Genomic DNA, 19362 nt, shown 5'->3' on the forward strand with positions numbered 1-19362 from the left:
CTTAACTCGGTACGACAGCCTACGGCCCCTATCCAATCCCAGGACCTCGTTGCCGTCCAACCTCCCATGACACACCGCCGCCGCGTACAGTCGCGGCGATCTGCTGCCCCAGTCGTGGCTCGATTATCGGCCGCCAAGGCACCAGACTGAACCCCATGCCGTCATCGAGCAGCGCATAGCGACCGCTGGCGAGAATGACCGAGCGCCGGTAGATGCCGGCTACGCGCTGCCCGTCTGTGACGTGCCGATGCTCCAACCCACTATCGGCGGCAATGTGCTGGGCGGCCTGCGCCAGCTCCCGATTGCGCAGCGTTTCCAGCAGATTCCGGGAGAGAATCACCCGCTGCCCACGCCGCTGGGCCAGCCCCTGTTCTTCGAGGAAGTCGGCGCGCTGCTGCAAGGCTTGCTTGGCATCGCCACCAAAGCCCAGGTCGCCCAATCCCCGGCCGCCGCCGATCAGTTGCTGGTCGAGCCAGGTGGCGCCGATCACGCGGGCCTGCCGCTCGATCGGCAGGTGAGATTTCAGGTCCACGGCCACGCCGCCCAGTCGCTGCGCATCGTACTGGCGCCCACGCTCGGATAGGTCGTCCGGCACTTTCCATAGCCCTTCCGCCACGCGCTCCACGATGCCGGCCCGGCGCAGGGCTTCCAGCCGTCGGACGTGGGCCGCGACGACTTCCTGCGGGTCGCGGCCGGGCTTGGCTCGGCCTTGCTCGATCGCCAGGTGATGATCGGTACGGTACAGGCCATCGCTCGCCAGTGCGGCGATGTTCTTGTCCGCCGCCCGTACCTCGGCGGAACCACGCACCTCCACCACCGCGCCGGTGGGGTAGCTCGCCAGTTCGTCGCGGGCGTTCAAAGCGACGTAGTGGGCCTTGCCGTCCACGCCGTCGATGACCAGATAGCCGCGGTCGTGCAGCTCGTCGGCCAGCCCCTTGGCGGCCACGCGGCCGACGAGGGTACGGCCGTCGTCGGCCGGCTCGAATACCGCCAGCTCGCGCGGCTGGCCGCTCATGGCGCGCTGCATGGTGCGGATGATGTCGCCACGCTCGCCCAGGGCACGCAGGGTCTTCTCAGCGTCGGCATGGATGGCCCAGGTGCTGGGCTGCACCTCGTCGGCCAGGCCGAGCCGCTGCAAGCGTTGCAGCCGGCCGATCAGTAGCAGGCGCTGGCGTTGCAACGTCGGTTCGTTGAAGCGTTCGATCCGCACCCGGTCATCCTCGCCGACCTCGCGCTGCAACGTGCGGTCGAGGCTCGTCCACCGCTCTTGCTTCACCTCGCGCTGCCAGGTCTGCTGGATCTCCAGTTCGGTGCGCGGCCCCAGCCATTCCGTCGCCAGCTCGGCGGCGCGATGGCGGAAGCCGTGGGCGATGTAGTCGCCCGCGATGACGAGGTCTCTGCCGGTATCGTCGCGTCCGCGCACGATCAGGTGCGTGTGCGGGTTGTCGGTGTTCCAGTGATCGACCGCCACCCAATCCAGCCGCGTTCCCAGGTCGGCCTCCATGCGGTTCATCAGGTGCCGGGTGTAGGTGCGCAGGTCGTCCAGCTCGGCTCCGTCTTCCGGGGAAACAATGAAACGGAAATGGTGTCGGTCGTCCTGGCAGCGTTCCTTGAAGGCATCGAGGTCGGCATGGTCGGTCTGCGGCCCGTAGGCACGGCCCGGCTCGCCGTCCCGGCCGGCACCGTCGCGCTCGATGTAGCGCAGGTGCTTGGCGAGCGACTGCGGGCTGGCGTTGCGCTGGTTGACCAGCAGCGTCTTGACGGTCACGCGCCGTGACATGGGTGTCAGCTTTGCACCTGCGAAGCGCGCTGCCGTATGGCCGCGCCCAAGCCGTGAGCCGGGCCGCTGGCCCGCGTGCTGGCCGCTCCCGCCAGCGACAGGACGGCGCACCGCCGACTTGCCGCCGCTGGCTTTGCCAGCCCGCTTGAGCACCTTGGAAACGAAGCTCTGGCCCTGGCCTTTGCCTCGGTTCTTCGGCGCGCCAGGGCGCACCCGGAAATCGTCGTCGCGGCGGTCGGTCATGGCAGCGCCCCTGGCAAGCTCCGGCGTCTCCGGGCGTGCGAAGCACGCGGACATGCCTGCATTGGCGCGGGCCTCGCGCCCCACGCGGCACGGCGGCAAAGCCGCTCCGTGCCGCGCCACCCCCATGTGCAGACAGGCCTTCGACGCGGCCCGGTGCCGCGTCCTTTTGTCTTGCCTTCCGCCTTTGCCCCTCGCTCCCGCTCCGGGCATCGGCGGCCCGGCGGCGCTGCTGCACCAGCAGCCAGCCCGCCGGCGAACACGCCAATGGCCGCAGGCCAGGCGCGTTCGAGGCAAGACGCCTGCACGTTGGACGGCTGCGCCGAAGGCAGCGCGAAGTGCGGTGCGAATGCACCCGCACTGCACGTGCGATGACAAGGCGACGAACAGTAGAACGACATGCCCGATGGCACGATGAGAGGCGCGGCAAAGTGCAGCGAATCGGCGGCCATCATGGACGTGTCTCCAGCCAGATCGGATGCGCAACGCCGATCGCGGTGGATGCACTGACCGGCCCGAAATAGCGGCTGTCGAACGACGCTGGGTTGGTCACGCTCAAGAGGAACAGTTCGCCCGGTTCGAGACGGCGGCAAAGCTGCAAGGATGGCAGCGGTCGGCCCTGCCGGTCGGCAGGCAGGGCGGCGGCCACCGGCACGCCGTCGATGCGAACCTGGCCGGCGACGATGCAGACGTGTTGTGGCGCGACTGCGCCCACACGTTTGAGCAGCGGAACGCGGGTCGGTAGGTAACTGCGCTGCGCAGCCAGCATGGCGGCCCTGTCGGGCAGCGGCACCAGCACGATGCTGTCCACGGACAGCGGACGTGGCCGCGAGGCGGTGCGCGGGTCGAACGGTTCGATGCGATACCAACCGACCGCCACGCTGTCGGACGGGTTGTAGGCCATTCGCGGCAGGGGCTGCACGAACGCAGCCCAGGCCAGCGCAGCGAGGCCGACGGTGGCGAAGCCTGCCAGCACGAGGCGAGTGCGCAGGCGCGAGCGAGGATGCGGCACGGGGCCGGTCGTGGAAATCGTGGTCATGGCAATGCCCTCCCTGCCAGCCAGGCGGCGTGCCGTTCTGTGGTGTATGTGGGTAACGCCGAGCGCGCTGCGAGCCGGTTCGCGAGCGTGCGCCAGTACGCGGGCGATGTGTCTGCGGCTGCGATGCCCAGCGCCTCGATGTCGTCGATGCGTTCCAGCACGGCGCGAACGTTGGCATCGCCTTCGGCGTGCAACAGCAGACGCGCGCCCGGCTGCACGCCGGGGATGCGTTGCACGGCGTCCAGCGGCGTGGCGGTCTGCATCACCATGAGCTGCCAGCGGATCGTGCCGTAGTCGTTGGCCTGCCAACGGATGCGGCACAGAACCGCGTTCGGCAGGAACACGGCGCAGCGCCGCCAGCGGTCGAGCTGGAGCGTGCGCGCCGGTTCGCCGAAGCGCAGGTAGAGCTTGAAGCGGGGTTCGATGTAGGTCAGCGCCACGCGCGTCAGCGGCACGTTGCCGGCCTGGCCGGCGAGTGTCGAAGGCGCCGGCGGCGGTGCAGCCGTGGGCGCACTTGCTTTGGGGGTGTGGGCGGTCGAAGCGGATGCGTTCACGGCGTGCCCTCCGGGGGAAACTCCCGCTCCAGCAGGCTGCGCAGCAGTTCGGCTACGGTCACGCCTCGCGTGAAGGCCGACACCTTGATGCGCGCCCGCATGGCGGGCGTGATGTCAAGCGTCAGTCGAGCGGTGTAGAGGTCGCCTTTCTGCAAGGCATCTGCGTCGCCCTGGCGAATCCACGCTTCGGCGTGCGGATTCGCTGGGGGACGTACACCGATGCCGACGCGCTTGCTGCGTGGTGATGGCTTTCCAGTCATGTCGGCCACCGCAGCAGTTCGTCGGTGAGCGCGGCGATCTCGCGGGCAGCGGCGCTGTCGGGCGCGGTTTCGCGGGCGAGCCGGCCAGCGGCTACGCTGTCGGCAAAGACGATGCGCTGGTGGATCTCCGAGCGCAGCGCGGGCAGCGGCTGTTCGGCCAGCGATTGCCGTGCCTCCCTGCCGATGATGGTGGTGCTGACGCGCCGGTTGATGACGAAGGCCGCGCGTAGCGCTGGCCGGAACACCTGTGCTTCGCGGATCAGTGCGACCATCTCGGCAGAAGCCCATACGTCGTAGGGGCTGGGCTGCACGGGGATCAGCACGCGCTCGGCCGCCAGCAGCGCGGAGCGCGCGAGGGCGGCGATGCGCGGCGGGCCGTCGATGATGATGTGATCGGCCCGCCTGGCGAGTTCTGGCGCTTCCTGATGCAGCGTTTCGCGGGCAAGGCCCACGGCGCTGAACAGACGGGGCAGGCCCTGCTGGCTACGCCGCTGCGTCCAGTCGAGCGATGACCCCTGCGGGTCGGCATCCAGCAGGATGACATGCAGGCCGCGCATCGCCAGTTCGCCGGCGATGTGCGTGGCGAGCGTGGTCTTGCCGACGCCGCCTTTCTGGTTGAGAAACGCGAAGATCATGGCGCGGCCCTCCGAGCTGGAAAGCCGGCCTGGGCGTGCCATTTCGTGGTTGTCCACCGAAACGGCGCGCTTCTACTAAAAGTTATGTATTTCTTGTTAGGTAAGTTAGAGGGAACGCAAACCCGCGCCGTTGTTGGCTTTCCGGCGTTTTCGTACTCCTGATAGCACGAGGGTCGTACTCCTGATAGCACGATACCCGGTACTCCTGATAGCACGAGGCCGTCCACAGGTTCTCCCGCAGTTATCCCCGTGCCGCGTGCGGCACGGGCCGGAAGGTCAGCAGCTCGGTGTTGTCGTCCGGCATCCGCTCGATGCCGAGGACGTAGCCGGGCAACGACTGCCGCGCCACCAGGGCGCGCACGTCGTAGGCGAAGTCCGAGAAGCGGGCCGCGCTGCCGGATTTGCGGTACAGGTGTCGGAAGTCGAATTGCCAGCCGTGCTCCTGCCGCCCGCCATGCTTGCGCACCAGGCGGTACAGCCAGCGTTCGATACCGCCTTTCAAGCGGAAATAGGCCGGGTCGATGGTCAGCACCAGGGCGGCGTCGAGCACGCCGGCATAGAACCAGTCCGGCAAGATCAGCTCGATGCCCAGCGGGGTGCCGCTGGCGTCGGCGAGTTCCTTCCACTCGTTGATCCACGAGAAGCGATGCAAGCGCCTTCCCGTGGTTTCGCGGATGGACGTGGCCACCGTGGTCGATTGCAGCCGGTCGAGGGCGGCCTTCAGGCGCTGGTAGTCGTTGAGGGACGTGCCGCGCCCGATGAAGCGCAAAATCTCGTAAGGCGTGGCGCGTATCCAGCGCGACGGGCGCAGGCCCGCGTCGCGCGCCTCCACGATCTGCGAGGCGGCCCATATCAGCACGTCGGCATCCCATATCGTTGCGATGCCGTGCTCCTGCGTGCCTTCCACGCGAATGGTGACGTTCCCGCTGCGGAAGTCGATCGGCGCCGTGCGCCGCGACTTGGCAAGCGAGAAGAACGGAAAGGCCATCAAGTCCTGGGAATCGCGTGGCGCCATGTCGCCCGGCAGCGCTCGGAACAGATCGAGCTGTTCGCGCTGCGGCAAGGCTTGCCCTGGCGGGCTGGACATGGCGAAGGCCACCCACGCGCCGACGATCAGCGGCCATCACGGTAGTCGCCCGCGTGGCGCTCGGCGTATTCGGGATCGGACGTGGCCTCGTAGCTGCGCTGGTCGGCCCAGGCATCGAGGTCGGACACCGCGTACATGACGCGGCGGCCGAACTTGCGGAACTTGGGGCCGCCGCCGATCACCCGCTGCTTCTCCAGCGTGCGCGGCGACAGCCGCAGGTAGTCGGCGGCTTCGTCGTTTGTCAGGTAGCGTTGAGGCTGCGAGGTCGCAGTGACGGCAGCGGCGGCAGGCCGCGAGGGAGCAGGTCGCATGGGATGTACCTCCATCAAGCCCGGCCACACCACGCGGCCGGATAGAGGCACTCTCAAGAAAGCAAGGCTTCTTGCTAAGGGACGATTCGCACGGGTCGAGAAACGTCCCCCCTAATGCGACGGGAACATTGGAAGCTGCGCTAGTCGGCGGTAGCCGCCGTGCATCAGCTCATCGCCGCGGCGTACCAGCCGCCGCACGCGGGCACGCAATGCACTGTCTTTGTGCCAGTCGGCCGCGACGGCATCCGCGCCGAACAGACCTTCGGCCACTTCGCGCAAAGAGGCTCCCGCGAGGGTCGCGTCGAGCGCTTGCAAGGTATGCAGTTCCAGCAGCGCGGCGGGCGTGGGGCGAGAGCGGGCTGTTGCCACAGGCGCGGCCACGGTTGCGGCAGATAGCGCATCCAGCTTCGCAGCGAGCGTGCGGTAGCGCGCACAGGGCGTGGCGCAGGCGCGTGTGGCGTAGAGATAGGCCGAGCCATCTTCTAGGTCGGGTGCGAGTGCGAGCCGAACGCAGCAGCCTGGCCAATGCGATACAAGCACCAGGCGCTTGCCGTCGTGGGTCAGTTGCTTGCGCCCAGGAATGCGCCAGAACTCGAAGGTATGCGCATCGGGTGGTGGGTCGGCGTCGGGGTATAGCTGCACCACGCCGTCGTGATCGGGGAACCAAGCAGGATGTGCATCGCGCGCATCCAGGCCGGGATCTTCCAGCAGGCGCAGGCCCCAGGCCTGCGCCGCATCTGGCTTGCGACGCCGGCGTAGCCAGTCGCGCCGGTAGCTTGCATTCCTGCGCAAATACTCCCAAGCCAGCGCTGGGCCATCGAGGTGCAGCGTGTAGAGATACGCGGCCGTGGGATACCAGTGTTGGCTGCTGCGGTCAGTCATGGCGAAACCTCCCTGTTTCTGGGAACGTCGCCACAATTCCGCTGTGCGGGAGCTATCGAATCGCCATCAAGTGGTCATCAAACTCGGGTTACGCTTTAACTGCTGGTGTCAAGACAGATTCGCTCCAGTGCATTGCCGAAATCGTCTAAATGCGACGACTGCACCGCCCGGAAATGGGGTGCAGCATTGAACACCGTGCCGAATCTCGCGCCTGGCATCATGACTGTTTTGGTCAGGAGCGCACCACCCTGGTGCAAGCATGCGGATCAAGACTTGCCAGGTCTTGGCTAAGACCGAAATAGTCACAATGCGATACTTTTTGCCTGGTCGCGCTGGAATGCGTCAATCGGTGATCGAACCGTTTTCCTGAGCCAGTCGAACGTATTCCGACAGCGGCCGCGTCGGCTGGAAGTACCGATCTCGTATCACGGGCTGCTTGAGCGGCCCGACGATGGACGCCAGATCGGACAGCTTCACCGTCGCCAGGGCAGGCATCCCGATCCCGAGGTCGATCAGGCCGTAGGCCGTATCGCCATCGGTCGGATCGAGCGCGGCCAATAGCCAGGTCGCATGTGCGTCCGGTGTGAACAGGCGCACCACGGGCAGCGGGTCACATTCCTGGCCTGCGGCGCGGGTGAGGCCGTGGGCCAGTAGGTGCACCCGGTCTTCCTCGGTGACAAGCGTGGTCAAGGCCGCGCCCCTTCCACGAACACACGCAATCGCCGAGGCGCATCTGTGCCTGCGGACGGATGCACGTATGCGCAAGCGCACGAAGCCGCAAAAGCGGAGAGGCACGAAGGCGTATTGGTGGAAGTCAGGAAAGACACGGACGCGGTTCCCTGGGTCTGAGGAAATCCGCAGATGCGGATCTCCGTAAAAGCACGGAAAAGGAAAACATCACCACCAAATGAACACTATAGATTGTAGTCCTATAGGGCGCAATGGGCTGTCATCTTGGTTTTTTGGGGAAACCATAGGTGGCAGCGAAGAACTCATTGGCAGCGGCGATTCGGACGGTAAGGAAGGCGCGTGGTTTGAGCCAGGAAGCGTTCTCCAACGTGTCCAGTCGCACCTACATGAGCACGCTGGAGCGCGACCTGAAAAGCCCAACCATCCAGAAGCTGGCCGATCTGTGCGAGGTCATGGAAGTGCATCCGCTCACGCTGCTCACATTGGCTTATGCCGGTGACAGCACCCGCGAAGCTGATGAATTGCTGGCACAGGTGCGCCAGGAACTCAGGGCGATATTGGAAGAGCCCGACACGCCGTAGCGCGTTGGCGTGTGGTACTGAATTGCAGCAAGCGGAGCGCGCAGCGCCGCAGGCGCGAAGGCGTGAGGGATTGAAGCCGGATGGCCGTGACGGCTTGCCGGCACGGGGCGAAGCCCGAAAGCCCGGCGGCGCTTACAGCGCCGACACGCCACACACCGCTCGTTGACACGGATTGCGAGCCACAAGGCACGCATGCAGGCCCGCGGTGACGGGCGTATCCAGCACGCGGCAGCAGCAGAAATCCTGCGCGTGCGGTGCTGCGATCAGCAGCATCGCGCCCCGCCGCAGTGGGCGGGACGCGGTAAGCGGCTGTCAGGCCGCCTTCGGCTTGTTGCGCGACCAGATCAGGTCGTGCGTGCCGTCCTCGTTCTCGATCAGGCGGGCATAGACCGTCGCCGGGAACGAAGGGTCGTCGATGGATACGGACAGGTATTCCCGCCCGGCCTCGCTGGTCTTCTTCCACGCTGCGCCGACTTCGTGGCCAGCCGCTTGCAGGTGGAAGTCGGGGGCGTTCTCGGTGTCGCCCTTGTCGTTGGGAACCAGCTTGACCTTGACGTTGAGCGTCAGGGTGCGAAGCGTGCCGGTGAAGCCGTCTTTCTCTGCGGTGAAGGTGCCGATGTTAGCCATGATGTTTCTCCTTTCGGGTTGAACAAGGTCGCGCCAGTGCGTCCTTGTTGTGATCCGGCCGGCGGGGGATGGGCTGGTCGCACCGCGCAGCGGTCGCAACAACGTGGAGAACCTGGAAGCGAAAAGAATTTGTCCCGCGAGGAATGCGCGCAGCGCAGGGGAAATTGTTTTCGCTGCAAGGTTGCGGCCATGAAGCCCAAGGCGCAGCCGCGCCACCGCCAGGATTCACAACAAGACAAGGACGCACAGGCCGCCCGCTCCCGAATGGAGACGTGGCCAACTCGGCATCCCCGCGTGACGGCTGCACCGGCTTGCGCCCTGACGCGGGCCAGGTCAATGCCCCGACGACAAGGCCAGAGCGCCCCTGCCGCAGCTCACGGCCACATACTGAGGCGTGGTGTGGAAGCTCCATAGAAGCGAGGCTGGGCGGCGTGTCGGTGAACCGTCTTTCGTGACGTACAGACAACGAACCGCCAGCGTCGGGGACGGCACGCTTTCGTGCAACCTGCCGCAGCAAGCCGGGGCGTAGCCACACCAGCCCCGCCCATTGCGGCGGGGCTCGGTCGAATCGTTGGCGGCGCGATGCGCCGCCACACTTGCTGGCTTCGTGGATTTCGCGCACGAGCGCCCTTGTGCGTGGCCCCATCGCCGCCGACCGAAGGCGGCGATGGGGCTTTTTTTTAGCAGTGAAACCGGGCGCGGCCACCGCCGCGCCCGGAGTTTTCGACCACCGGCCCCAAGGCGGCACGGCTTGGGGCCGGTGCGGCTCGTTATTTCTTGGTTTCGATGATCCACCACACGGCGCGCGGCAAGGCGCGGCCCGTGAGGGGATGCAGATCGGTCAGGTCGGCGCGGGCCGTCCAGCCACGCGGCGGACGGTAGCCGCGCACGTCGCCGTCGCCGTGCCAGCGGCGGGCGCGCACCGTGCCGGAGGCATAGGTCGCAGCCATACGGGGGCGGTTTGCGGGTTGGTGGGTCATGGCAGGCATCCTCAATATGAAGCGCCCCGGCCGGAACCGGGGCGCTATCTACGGTGCGAAGTCACGCGGCCAAAGCCTCGGCCTGCGGCTGGACATCCGCCACGGCGGCCGCTTCTTCCTGTGCTTCGGCTTCGCCATCCGCCGGCGCGTCCTGCCCGGCCTGCTGCGGGCCTTCGGTGCGGAAGATGGCGGGCATCCAGCCGGTGCCAGCGGCGAGCCGTTCGGCTTCGCTGGCAATGTCGCCCTTCTTCAACTTCGCCAGTCGGGTGACGTGCGAGGGCGCGAACCCGCCAACGGCTTCCAGAATCGCGGCCTTCGGCACATGCCGGAAGTAACCCTCATTGGTGGGCTGCCACCACGCGGCCATATCCAGCCCCACGGCCTGCGCCAGTTCCGCGCCGGGCTGGTGCGGCGTGGCGCGAGGCGTCACCACGTCCACCGTGGAAGCTAAGCACACGGCCAGCAGCCGCACCAGTTCATCCTGTGATTTCGCCAGCAGCGCGGCGAACAGTTCGGCGCTGTCCTCCGGCAAGGTTTCGCCTGCCACCTGTTGCAGTTCGCGCAGCGCCACGGCGGCGGGTGATTCCGGCCAGTCCGGGGCCATGCCTTCCAGCCGGTCTTGCACCGTGAGGCGCACGCCCAGCGGCAGGTCGTGGCCGTAGTGGCTTTCCTGCAAGACGGTCTGCACCATGCCATGCACCACGGCGGCCAGCGCGGCTTGCGGATGCCGGGCCACTTCGATTTGCAGCGCGGCGGTACGGTGCGCGCTCAACCGCTGCGCCAGTCGGTCGGACATGGTGGCGGTCTTGGGCTGCTCGTCGTCCTCGCCTTCGTCCTCGTTTGCGGCTTCGCCTTCGCTGCCGAAACCCTGCCGCAGTCGTTCCAGCGTGCGCAGCGCCTTGGCTTCGGCTTCGCGCAGCAGCCCGCGATGAATCGCGGCCTGCCCGTCGCGGTCGATGGTGACGATGGCACCGGCTGCGGCCTTCACATTGGCCGCATAGTCCAGCAAGCCTTCTTCCAGCGCCTGCAACTGCTCGCCCAGGCGTTCGCCTTCTTCCTGCAAGGCATCGGCCTTTTCTTCGTCTTCGTCGTCCAGCGCGGCATCCACGGCTTCGGCCAGTTCGTGCAGCTTGGTTTGCAGCTTCTCGATGCGCTGCGCGTCGCGCTTGTTCGGACTGCGGCGTTCCCTTGGCGCACGCTGGAAGGCTTGCAGATCGGCATGGGTCATGCCCGGCGTGGCATCCACCCACGCCCAGCCCTCGGCCTGCACCTTGGCGGCGATACCTGCCAGCTTGTCCTGCGCCAGCCGTTCCAGCAGTGCGGCATCGGTCAGATACACGCCTTTGTCGCCCTCCGCGAACAGGTCGCGGCGGATGCCACCGCCTTCCTGCTCGTAGCCGTCCAGCCCGACAAAGCGCACCAGCGGATGCCGGTAGGCGTCGATTTCGCGTTCGGTCAGACGGTCGCGCAGGTTGTGCGGGCTGCGCTGCCATGTCGGCGCATCGTAGAACGCGGCTTCCTGCGCGGCGTGGTCGTCGGTGATGGCAAGGGCCATCAACTGGTCAAGGCTCACGGCCTCGGCGCGATAGTCGGCCAGCAGGCGCGGCGAGACGTTGGCGAGTTTCAAGCGGCGCTGCACCACCAGCGGCGTGACGGAAAAATCCGCTGCGATATCCTCGATGCTGCGGCCTTCGGCCACCAGCGCGGCGAACGCCTCGAACTGGTCGGCGGGGTGCATGGCTTCGCGCTGCACGTTCTCGGTCAGGCTGGCCGTGCGTGCGGTGCCATCGGCCACCTGCAGGCAAGGCACCTCCCATTCCTTGCTGATGCGGTGCTTCTTCGCCAGCAGCTTCAACGCTGCGAGGCGACGGCCACCGGCCACGACTTCGTAATGCTCGCCGTCGGCGGCGGCAATCACGATGAGGTTTTGCAGCAGGCCGACACGCTGGATGCTGGCGGCGAGTTCGGGAATGGACATGCGCGGGGTCTTGCGCACGTTGCGGCCAGTGGGGCGCGACACCAGCCGCGACAGCGGAACCAGAATCAGGTTCTTGGTCGGGTCAGCGGCTTCCAGCGGGATAGCGGCGGCGGTGTTGATGGCGCGGGCTTCGGTTTGGGTAACGGCGTTCATGGTGATAACTCCTATCGGTTCAGGAATGCAGCAGCGAAGAAAGCGACAAGGGCTGCTGCCTGCCCCTGCCGCGTGGGGATTCAGGCTTTCAACTGGCGCATGCCATCGGCCAGCAGCCAGAGGGCGCGATTCAGTCGGATGTTTTGGTCGATGCCCTGCACCGGGCGGGTTTGCTGTCGGCGCCCGTTGGCGCTGCGGCCACGCAGCCCGCCTTGGGTCAGGTTTTCTTGGGTGCGGTTGAACACGCTCCACAGGTCGGGGCGGCGGTCGTCGAAGCGGCGCGGCATCAGGATTTGCGATTCCGTGATGGGCGCGGGCTTGTCGGGGTCGTCGTACTTGAGGGCGAGCGCGGCGCGGGCGAACACTTCGGATTCGCCATCGTCCAAGGTGATGCCGCGCATGGCATCGCGCGATTCCTTCACCCGATCGAAACCGCTCAAGACTTCGTAAGCGCCCTCAATGACCAGACCGGCCACGTCGCCTTTATGGGGCACTCGCACATCGGCCACGGTGTTGCCGCAAACAAGGCCATTGCTGCACACGAACCGGAACATTCCGGCCAGCATCTGATAGCTGCTGGTGCCGTCGTGCGAGTTCAGCAGCACGATTTCGTTGGCCTCCGCGCCGTTGATCTGGCTGGCATGGCGCAAGCGAATCATGTGTTTGGTGTGCTCGCGCTTGCCTTCGTCGCGCACGCGGGTTTGCGTCACCATGAAAGGCTGGAAGCCTTCTTTGCGAAGCTCGGTCAGCACGGCGGCGGTGGGGATATAGGCGTACCGCTGCGAACGGCTCTCGTGCGGGGCATCCGCGAAGATGGACGGGGCCACGCGGTGAATCTGGTCGTCGGACAGCGGGTAATCGCTGCGCAGCGAGGGGGAGCGGAAAGCGAAACGGGATGCGAGTTGCATGGTCTTTCTCCTGACAAAAGAGGTTTGCTGTTCACACCGCACACCGGATTTCTAGATTCGGAGCCCAGCCTTTCGGCTGTTTGGTGCGGTCGGCACGAGGAACCCGGTTGGCCCTGTTGCCACCGTCTTTCCTGAGTTCATCGCCCGCGGCCAAAGGAGCGCGCGGACGGGGGCCGTCAAGGAGCCAAGCGCAGGGTGGGTGCGGCCCGCAGGCGCAGCCGAGGACACGGCCCTGCGCGCCTTGACGGCACACGGGCGCGGGCTACGGTCGCGGGTAAGGTGATGAAGTCAGGGGAGACGGCTGGACAAGGCAACGGCCATCCCTTTGTGCTGACCGCACGCAAGCGAAGCGCGCAGGCCCGAAGCTGGAAGCCGGGCCGTAGGCGTCAGCGATGCGGAAGGCTGGCGAAGCCAGTCCCGCCAGGGATGAGCGACTAGCGAACCTGGAGCAGCGCGATCCGCGAAGCGGAGACGCAAGAGGACTCTTCGTTTACCATTTGTTTCGCAAGCTAATGATGGGAAAGCAAGAACACGGAGATCTAGAGATGATTGTCTGCATCAACCGCCTCAAACAGTTCGGAATCTTCAGCGACTTCAATGGAACGAAGATCCAAAAGTTCGGCCGGTACAACCTGGTCTATGGTTGGAATGGAACAGGCAAGTCAACGTTATCGAATCTATTCTCTTGCTTTGAGCTTCGCTCGATGGTTCCCCGCTTCAGCACGGGCCAATTTTCAGTAGTTCTGGAGGATGGCTCAACGATCACGGAATCCACACTCCACTCATCCCAATTGAATATTCATGTTTTCAATCAACGCTTCGTGCATGAGAACATTGATTGGGACAAATCCGTAAAGAGCATCCTTCTTATTGCGAAAGAGAAGATTGATGACTTGCAGAAGCTGGAGAAGCTGAAGAGCGAGCTTCAGTCGAAAAAGAAGGCTCACGACGACAAGCAAAGCGATATCAAGAAGCAGCGTGAGGCATTAGAGAAGTTCCTGACCAATGCTGCCAAGAAAATGAAGCTTGGACTTCAGGCGATTGATACGAGCGACAGTTATTACTTGAATTACGACCGCCGCAAGCTCTCCAACTTCATACAGAATAACGGCGAGACAATTATCAAGGCGGAGTCGGTTCTTCCAGATGAGAGGGTTATCGACCTTACGAATGCCGCCAAGCCAGATCAGCTTCCAAGCATTGCTTTCGCCTCAACGGCCATTGAGCCGGACTACTTTAAGAAAGCGGCGGGCCGCATCAGAGATTTGATTGGGACTACGGCGGTCAATCAAGCAATCCAGCGGCTTACCGATAACCCGGACATCCGCGAATGGGTTCAAGCAGGCTTGGAAATCCATAAAAACCACGACTCGCAATCCTGCGAGTTCTGCGGCTCTCCGTTCGCCCAGCTTCGTGCCGAGGCGCTTGCTGCCCACTTCAGCAAGGAGTTCACGGAGTTTCAGAGCCGACTTCAGAATGCGGCGACATGGATTGAATCTCAAGGCGCTCCAGCTAATCAGTTTCCCGCATCGACCGAGTTTTATAAAGAACTATCGGCCGAGGCAGAAAAGCTTCAAAAGGACTACGCAACTGCTGCTGAAAAGATCGACCAGCAAATGGACGCCTGGCGGGAAGCCCTGAAGGCCAAGATCACAGACCCTGGGAAGACAGACATTCAGATCTCGGATGTGGTTGAAGACGATGTCACCAATTTCAATGACATCCTGAAGTCGATTGTTGCTCTCGTTGGAAAGCACAACAATAAGACTTCAAATTTCAAATCTGAGACCTCAAAAAGCAAGGTGGCACTGGAGCTTCACTTTGCTGCGGCTGAGGTGCAAGAGTTTGACTATGCTGGAAGTGAGAAGAAGTGCAATGACCTTGAGTCAGAAGCAAAGAACGACCATAAGGAAATTGAAAAAATTAGTCTAGAGGTCGGAGCCATAGAAGCGGCGCTCTCGAATGAAACGGTCGGGGCAAAGGAGTTCAATGACATCCTGCATCGCTTCATTGGCCGCTCTGAGCTTTGCCTGAACTTCAATCAGAAGAAGAAAGGCTATGAGATCATCAGAAACGGGGTTGGTGAGCACGATGGGAATTTGAGCGAAGGTGAGAAGACTGCGATTGCATTTGTCTATTTCATCACGAAGCTCAAAGAAAATGGAAATAACATCAAGGATACGATCGTCGTCGTTGACGATCCGGTCTCAAGCTTTGATTCTAATCACTTGTTTCACGCCTACTCGTTTTTGAGAACGCAATGCACTGAAGCCAAGCAACTTTTTGTGCTGACTCACAACTTCACTTACTTTAAGCTAGTGAGAGACTGGTTCACTGGCACCAATAGGAATCGAGTCAAAAAAGGCAACGCCGAGAATTGCTTCTTTTATCGCCTGGATGCGCCACCTGGCTCCCCTCGTCACTCCCTACTTGTGGATGCCGACGACTCACTCAAGAACTACGGTTCCGAGTACCACTATATCTTCAAGAAGCTTTACGAATATAGGGCGCACACGACACTCAATCGAGATGAGGCGTTCTTGACCGCCAACCTCGCCCGAAAGCTTGTTGAATCGTTTTTTACCTTCAAATATCCAAGGCGGCGAAGCGACATTAGTCAATTGATGGAGGCTGGCCTAAAAGATTGCACCATCACGACACCAGAGCTTAAAGAAAAAATCTACCGCTTTATCAATAAGTATTCACATAGCGACGTTATTGAGATAACAGAGGAATCCGCAGAAAACTTGGCAGGCGAAAGCCACAGCGTCATCGGGAACATCTTCCAGTGGCTGGAAGAGGTGGACAAGAAACATTACGACGAGATGATTCAGGTTGCGACGGCCTGAGCATCAGGCCGCGAGGGCCATAGCTATGCCACCAGGCGCAGCAAAAAGGGGCCGAAGCCCCTTGGGCTAGATCAGCCCATGCTCGGCGAACGATGCCGTTTCGTTGCCCGCAACGATGATGTGATCGAGCACGCGCACGTCCACCAGACCCAACGCTTCCTTGAGCCGCTGGGTCAGCGCCCGGTCAGCCGCGCTCGGCTCGGGGTTTCCGCTCGGATGGTTGTGCGAAACGACGACCGCCGCCGCATTGAGCCGCAGCGCCTCCTTGACCACTTCGCGCGGATACACCGACGCACCGTCAATAGTGCCGTGGAACATCTCCCTGTATTCGATCAGACGATGGCGCGTATCCATGAACAGCACTACGAACACCTCATGCTCGAAGCTGGCCAACTTTGTACGCAAGTATTCCTTGACCGCCGCCGGCGAAGTGAACTCTGCTCCGCGCTGCATTTTCCGGTCAATGACCTGGCGCGCAGCTTCCAGAATGTCGTCGGCCGATGCCGGTAGATAGCGCCCGTGCGCGTCGCGCACCAGCAGACAGGAATCGAACGAGGGAAAGGACAGTTGCGACATGATCGTGCTCCGGTTGCTCGGGCGGAATTGCCCGGAACCGGCGGCAGCACGGCGCAGCGCAAGCAGTCAGGGGTCGCAGACGGCCGCCAGGACGCAAGCGCGCATGGCGCGCGCCGCCCTTGACGGCGAGAACGCCGTGATACGGTGAAGGGAACAGCAAGACCGCCCACACCCGCCCACTGCACAGAGTCGATTTTTGGCAAGCGGAGCGCGCAGGCCCGGATCAACGAGCCGGGACGGAGGCGTCAGTGATGGAAGCCCGACAGGGGCGAGACTCGCGCAGCGAAGCTCGATGCGCAGCACGACAGCGCGACGGCGGCACGCCGGGACGCCCGACTGCTTGGGACAGGACTACTCGTTGTCCGTCTTGCGCTGCTCGATTTGCAACTGCGCCCGTTGCGTTGCCTGTTGCAGCCGCTCCACCAGCACGCCCCTCGGCGGCAAGGCGGTCAGATACTCGGCAACGTGGATGCCGGACTTGTCCAGCTCCAGCAATTCGATCTGCTCGCGCTTCTTGCCGGTGCAAAGGATGATCCCGAGCGGCGAGGCTTCCTCCGGCTCCCGTTCGTGCTTGTCTAGCCACCGAAGGTAAAGCTCCATCTGCCCTTTGTAGGCCGCCTTGAAGTCACCTACCTTCAACTCCACCGCAACCAGCCGCCGCAGCTTGCGGTTGTAGAACAGAAGGTCAAGGTGGAAATCCTCGTCGTCGATCGGAATGCGCTTCTGCCGGGCGACGAATGAGAAGCCCGCGCCCAGCTCCAGCAGGAAGGACTCCATTTCACGGATGATCGCCGCTTCCAAGTCGCCTTCCTGCCAAGTGTCCCGCAGGCCCAGGAAGTCGAGGATGTACGGGTCGCGCATGACCAGGGCCGGCGACATGCGCTGCGCATCGCGCAGGGTCGCCAACTCCTGCGCTATGGTTTCTTCCGGCTTTTGGGAAAGCGCCGTGCGCTCGTACAGCATCGAGTCGATACGCTCGCGCAGCGTCCGCACGCTCCAGCGTTGGGTGCTGGCCATCTGTGCGTAGTAGTCCCGCTGGAGCGGGTCTTTCAGCGGCATCAGGGCGATGAAGTGCGTCCAGCTCAATTCTCGTATCAGTGATACGAGAATTCGCTCGTCGGGGAAGGTGGCGGCGAACTGCACCATGCGGCGCAAGTTCTGCTCTGCAAAGCTGCTGCCGTACTCCTCCACCAACTGCGCAGCCAAGGTGGGCAGAACTTCCTTGCCGTAGGCGCCCCGGCGCCTGTCCAAGACCTGCGTGTGGATGCGTTGGCCGATGCGCCAGTAGAGCATCGTAAGCTCGCTATTCACCGTCGAGGCGGCGCGCTTGCGCGCCGCCTCGATCAGTGCCCGAATGTCGCCCAGCAGCGCCGCGGGCGCTGCGAGCGATGCTGCTGATGGCCGGCGCCCGTTCATGCCACCGCCTCCGCAAGCTGCCGCGCGCCCGTGATGGCTTGGCGGCGGCTGGCCACCAGCTCGGCCGCCTCGCGCACCGGCTTGTCCTCGGTGTGGACGTAGTGCATGAACATCGCCACGGTCTTGTGGCCCGTCAGCTTCATTCCCACTTTGGTCGGCACACCGGAATTGGCAATGTCGGTGGTCGAGCGATGACGGATGCCGTGCGTGCCTACGTGCGGCACGCTGGCGGCCTTGAGCGTCCGGCACCAGCCGCCATAGTGCTCGCCAAAGGTCAGGTGCTTGGCCGGGTCGTTCGGCGACGGCAGGACGTAAGGGCAGCCTTCCAGACGCGGCGCCGTCGAAAGCAGCCGATAGGCTTCCTCGCTCATGGGCTTGGAAATGCCGCCAACCTTGCTGTCGGGCCACACCACGCGCCGGTTCTCGAAGTCCAGCCAGCTCCATTCGAGCGGGCAGATTTCGGAGCGCCGCGCCGCAAACTCGAATTGCAGCCGGATCGCCAACGGGATGACGTAGTTCTCCAGCCCCTCCGCCTCCAGTTTCTCCAACTGGCGGAAGATCCGCACCATTTCCTCGTCCACGATGAGCCGGGTTTCCTTGCCCGGCGGGTACATCGGGACGTGGCGGCACGGATTCGTACCGTCCGGGCGGAAGCCCCAGACTTCGGCCAAGTTGAACATCTTGCGCAGCACGCCGAAGGTCTTGTTGGCCTCGGTCGGCTTGTAGGCCAGCTTTTCCATGAGCCCCGCAATGTCGGGCCGCTTCACGTCATGCACCTTCTTGCGGCCCAGCAGCGGGATGATGTTGCGGTCGATGACGCCCTGGTAGCCGTCCTGCGTGCTGACCTTGTTGCGCTTCTTGGAGTAGTCCTCCATGAACTTTTTGCACAACTCGGCCATCGTGGGCGCCTTGCGCGCCTCGGCCTTGGCACCGCCGGGATCACCACCCCGGCGAACCTCGGCCAGCCAGTCCTGCGCTTTGACCCGCGCCTGTTCGACGGTTAGCTCCCCGTAGAGTCCCAGCGAGGGCTTGCGGGGCTGGCCAGAGTTCGTGCGGTACTGGAGCATGAACACCCGGCGTCCCGTCGGGGTAATCTTGCAAAGGAAGCCGGGCACGACGGTATCCCGTAGTTCGATGTCCTTCGCCTGGGGTTGCGCCGACTCTACGGCGGTCTTGGTGAGCTTGATCTTTGCCATGATGACTCCTTGGAACGACCCGGATTCCAGGAGCCAGATAGGAGCGGCGCGAGGGAGAACCGGGTCAAGTTTCAGAAAGCACCGGCATATGATGGACGCGCGTAAGCTATTGATAAACCTGTTGTATCGGGCTACGTCGCAGTCCAGCGAACTACCGGGCTGGAGTCATCGTGAAACAAAAAAAGGGGGCCCGCCAGTTCAGCAACGAGCCGGAGTTATACGTCAAATAGTTGCAAAAAAAATTAGATTCCCGGAACAAATCCACATAAGATTGGGATACTGTACTTTTGCTGAAAATAACTTAAGGTTGACCATGTCCGAAACTAAACAGGCGTATTTGATGAAATTTCGTAAGTGCTCTTCATTTGACACACTGGAAAAAGTATTTGAACGACTCTGTGAAAAGAATGTTGGTATAGTTTCACTAGAAATTTCCGGGGCATATGACCATCGAAAAGCTGAACTGACAATGAAAAAACTCTACGATAAAGTCCCCGCCAGTGTATGGACCCTGGTTCGTCAGTAAAATGAAAATCCCGGGAACCATTATACAGCCGACGTTTAACAAAAAGAGGTTTATGAAATCGTCTGTTGAACATATAAATTTATTAAATTATTTA

General features: G+C 63.2%; 19 protein-coding genes. 3 read left to right on the top strand and 16 right to left on the bottom strand.

Translation table 11 applies throughout. From position 1 onward, the window contains the following. Positions 1–28: 28 nt before the first annotated feature. The 9 genes from SK35_RS24765 to SK35_RS24805 all read right to left on the bottom strand — a co-directional run bounded on the left by SK35_RS24765 (position 29) and on the right by SK35_RS24805 (position 7478). On the bottom strand, positions 29–2023 hold the full coding sequence (locus tag SK35_RS24765) for a relaxase/mobilization nuclease and DUF3363 domain-containing protein (RefSeq protein WP_016487835.1): 1995 nt from the start codon (positions 2021–2023) through the stop codon (positions 29–31). A 448-nt stretch (positions 2024–2471) separates the two neighbouring features. Beyond that, on the bottom strand, positions 2472–3059 hold the full coding sequence (locus SK35_RS24770; protein WP_006379345.1) for a S26 family signal peptidase: 588 nt from the start codon (positions 3057–3059) through the stop codon (positions 2472–2474). Next, on the bottom strand, positions 3056–3613 hold the full coding sequence (locus tag SK35_RS24775) for a DUF2840 domain-containing protein (protein WP_006379346.1): 558 nt from the start codon (positions 3611–3613) through the stop codon (positions 3056–3058). The genes SK35_RS24770 and SK35_RS24775 overlap by 4 nt, the downstream gene beginning before the upstream one ends. Continuing rightward, positions 3610–3873: a hypothetical protein gene (locus SK35_RS24780; RefSeq protein WP_022652187.1), complete on the bottom strand. Its 264-nt coding sequence runs from the start codon at positions 3871–3873 to the stop codon at positions 3610–3612. The genes SK35_RS24775 and SK35_RS24780 overlap by 4 nt, the downstream gene beginning before the upstream one ends. Then, positions 3870–4508, bottom strand: a complete 639-nt coding sequence (parA, locus tag SK35_RS24785) for a ParA family partition ATPase (protein WP_003092312.1) — start codon at positions 4506–4508, stop codon at positions 3870–3872. Before parA ends, SK35_RS24780 begins: the two co-directional genes overlap by 4 nt. A 241-nt stretch (positions 4509–4749) precedes the next feature. After that, on the bottom strand, positions 4750–5607 hold the full coding sequence (locus SK35_RS24790) for a replication initiator protein A (protein ID WP_003092315.1): 858 nt from the start codon (positions 5605–5607) through the stop codon (positions 4750–4752). 14 nt (positions 5608–5621) lie between these two features. Next, positions 5622–5906 (bottom strand): helix-turn-helix transcriptional regulator, encoded by a 285-nt coding sequence (locus SK35_RS24795; RefSeq protein ID WP_001247107.1) that lies wholly within the window; start codon positions 5904–5906, stop codon positions 5622–5624. A gap of 111 nt (positions 5907–6017) precedes the next feature. Beyond that, positions 6018–6788, bottom strand: a complete 771-nt coding sequence (locus SK35_RS24800) for a DUF2285 domain-containing protein (RefSeq protein ID WP_006379424.1) — start codon at positions 6786–6788, stop codon at positions 6018–6020. Between the two features lie 342 nt (positions 6789–7130). Next, on the bottom strand, positions 7131–7478 hold the full coding sequence (locus SK35_RS24805) for a DUF2958 domain-containing protein (RefSeq protein WP_016487838.1): 348 nt from the start codon (positions 7476–7478) through the stop codon (positions 7131–7133). 287 nt (positions 7479–7765) lie between these two features. Between SK35_RS24805 and SK35_RS24810 the strand changes: the two genes are divergently transcribed. Beyond that, positions 7766–8059 (top strand): helix-turn-helix domain-containing protein, encoded by a 294-nt coding sequence (locus tag SK35_RS24810; protein ID WP_006379425.1) that lies wholly within the window; start codon positions 7766–7768, stop codon positions 8057–8059. A gap of 312 nt (positions 8060–8371) precedes the next feature. Here SK35_RS24810 and SK35_RS24815 read toward each other — a convergent pair whose 3' ends face one another. The 4 genes from SK35_RS24815 to SK35_RS24830 all read right to left on the bottom strand — a co-directional run bounded on the left by SK35_RS24815 (position 8372) and on the right by SK35_RS24830 (position 12705). Continuing rightward, the gene (locus tag SK35_RS24815; protein ID WP_001273857.1) at positions 8372–8686 is read right to left on the bottom strand and encodes a DUF736 domain-containing protein; all 315 of its coding nucleotides are present in this window, start codon (positions 8684–8686) and stop codon (positions 8372–8374) included. Between the two features lie 770 nt (positions 8687–9456). Continuing rightward, complete coding sequence (locus SK35_RS24820; RefSeq protein ID WP_016487839.1) at positions 9457–9666, bottom strand: hypothetical protein; 210 nt, start codon at positions 9664–9666, stop codon at positions 9457–9459. 61 nt (positions 9667–9727) lie between these two features. Beyond that, the gene (locus tag SK35_RS24825) at positions 9728–11797 is read right to left on the bottom strand and encodes a ParB/RepB/Spo0J family partition protein (protein WP_006379606.1); all 2070 of its coding nucleotides are present in this window, start codon (positions 11795–11797) and stop codon (positions 9728–9730) included. 80 nt (positions 11798–11877) lie between these two features. After that, on the bottom strand, positions 11878–12705 hold the full coding sequence (locus tag SK35_RS24830) for a DUF932 domain-containing protein (protein ID WP_003092327.1): 828 nt from the start codon (positions 12703–12705) through the stop codon (positions 11878–11880). Between the two features lie 392 nt (positions 12706–13097). On the opposite strand from SK35_RS24830, the gene SK35_RS24835 reads away from it, so the two are divergent. Continuing rightward, the gene (locus SK35_RS24835) at positions 13098–15554 is read left to right on the top strand and encodes an ATP-binding protein (protein ID WP_016487840.1); all 2457 of its coding nucleotides are present in this window, start codon (positions 13098–13100) and stop codon (positions 15552–15554) included. A 66-nt stretch (positions 15555–15620) separates the two neighbouring features. On the opposite strand, the gene radC is transcribed toward SK35_RS24835, so the two are convergent. From radC to SK35_RS24850, 3 genes are all read right to left on the bottom strand, one after another. After that, positions 15621–16130 carry a RadC family protein gene (radC, locus tag SK35_RS24840; RefSeq protein ID WP_016487841.1) on the bottom strand — a complete coding sequence of 170 codons (510 nt, stop codon included), beginning with the start codon at positions 16128–16130 and terminating at the stop codon, positions 15621–15623. Between the two features lie 351 nt (positions 16131–16481). After that, positions 16482–17546: a PDDEXK nuclease domain-containing protein gene (locus SK35_RS24845; RefSeq protein WP_016487843.1), complete on the bottom strand. Its 1065-nt coding sequence runs from the start codon at positions 17544–17546 to the stop codon at positions 16482–16484. After that, positions 17543–18742: a tyrosine-type recombinase/integrase gene (locus tag SK35_RS24850; protein WP_014603550.1), complete on the bottom strand. Its 1200-nt coding sequence runs from the start codon at positions 18740–18742 to the stop codon at positions 17543–17545. The genes SK35_RS24845 and SK35_RS24850 overlap by 4 nt, the downstream gene beginning before the upstream one ends. A 313-nt stretch (positions 18743–19055) precedes the next feature. Here SK35_RS24850 and SK35_RS24855 point away from each other — a divergent pair, with 313 nt between their 5' ends. After that, entirely contained in the window at positions 19056–19268 is a 213-nt protein-coding gene (locus SK35_RS24855; RefSeq protein ID WP_022652191.1) for an Hha/YmoA family nucleoid-associated regulatory protein, read from the top strand. The last annotated feature ends 94 nt before the right edge of the window (positions 19269–19362 follow it).

Source organism: Citrobacter sp. MGH105 (assembly GCF_001037485.2).
Classification (GTDB): Bacteria; Pseudomonadota; Gammaproteobacteria; order Enterobacterales; family Enterobacteriaceae; genus Citrobacter; species Citrobacter portucalensis.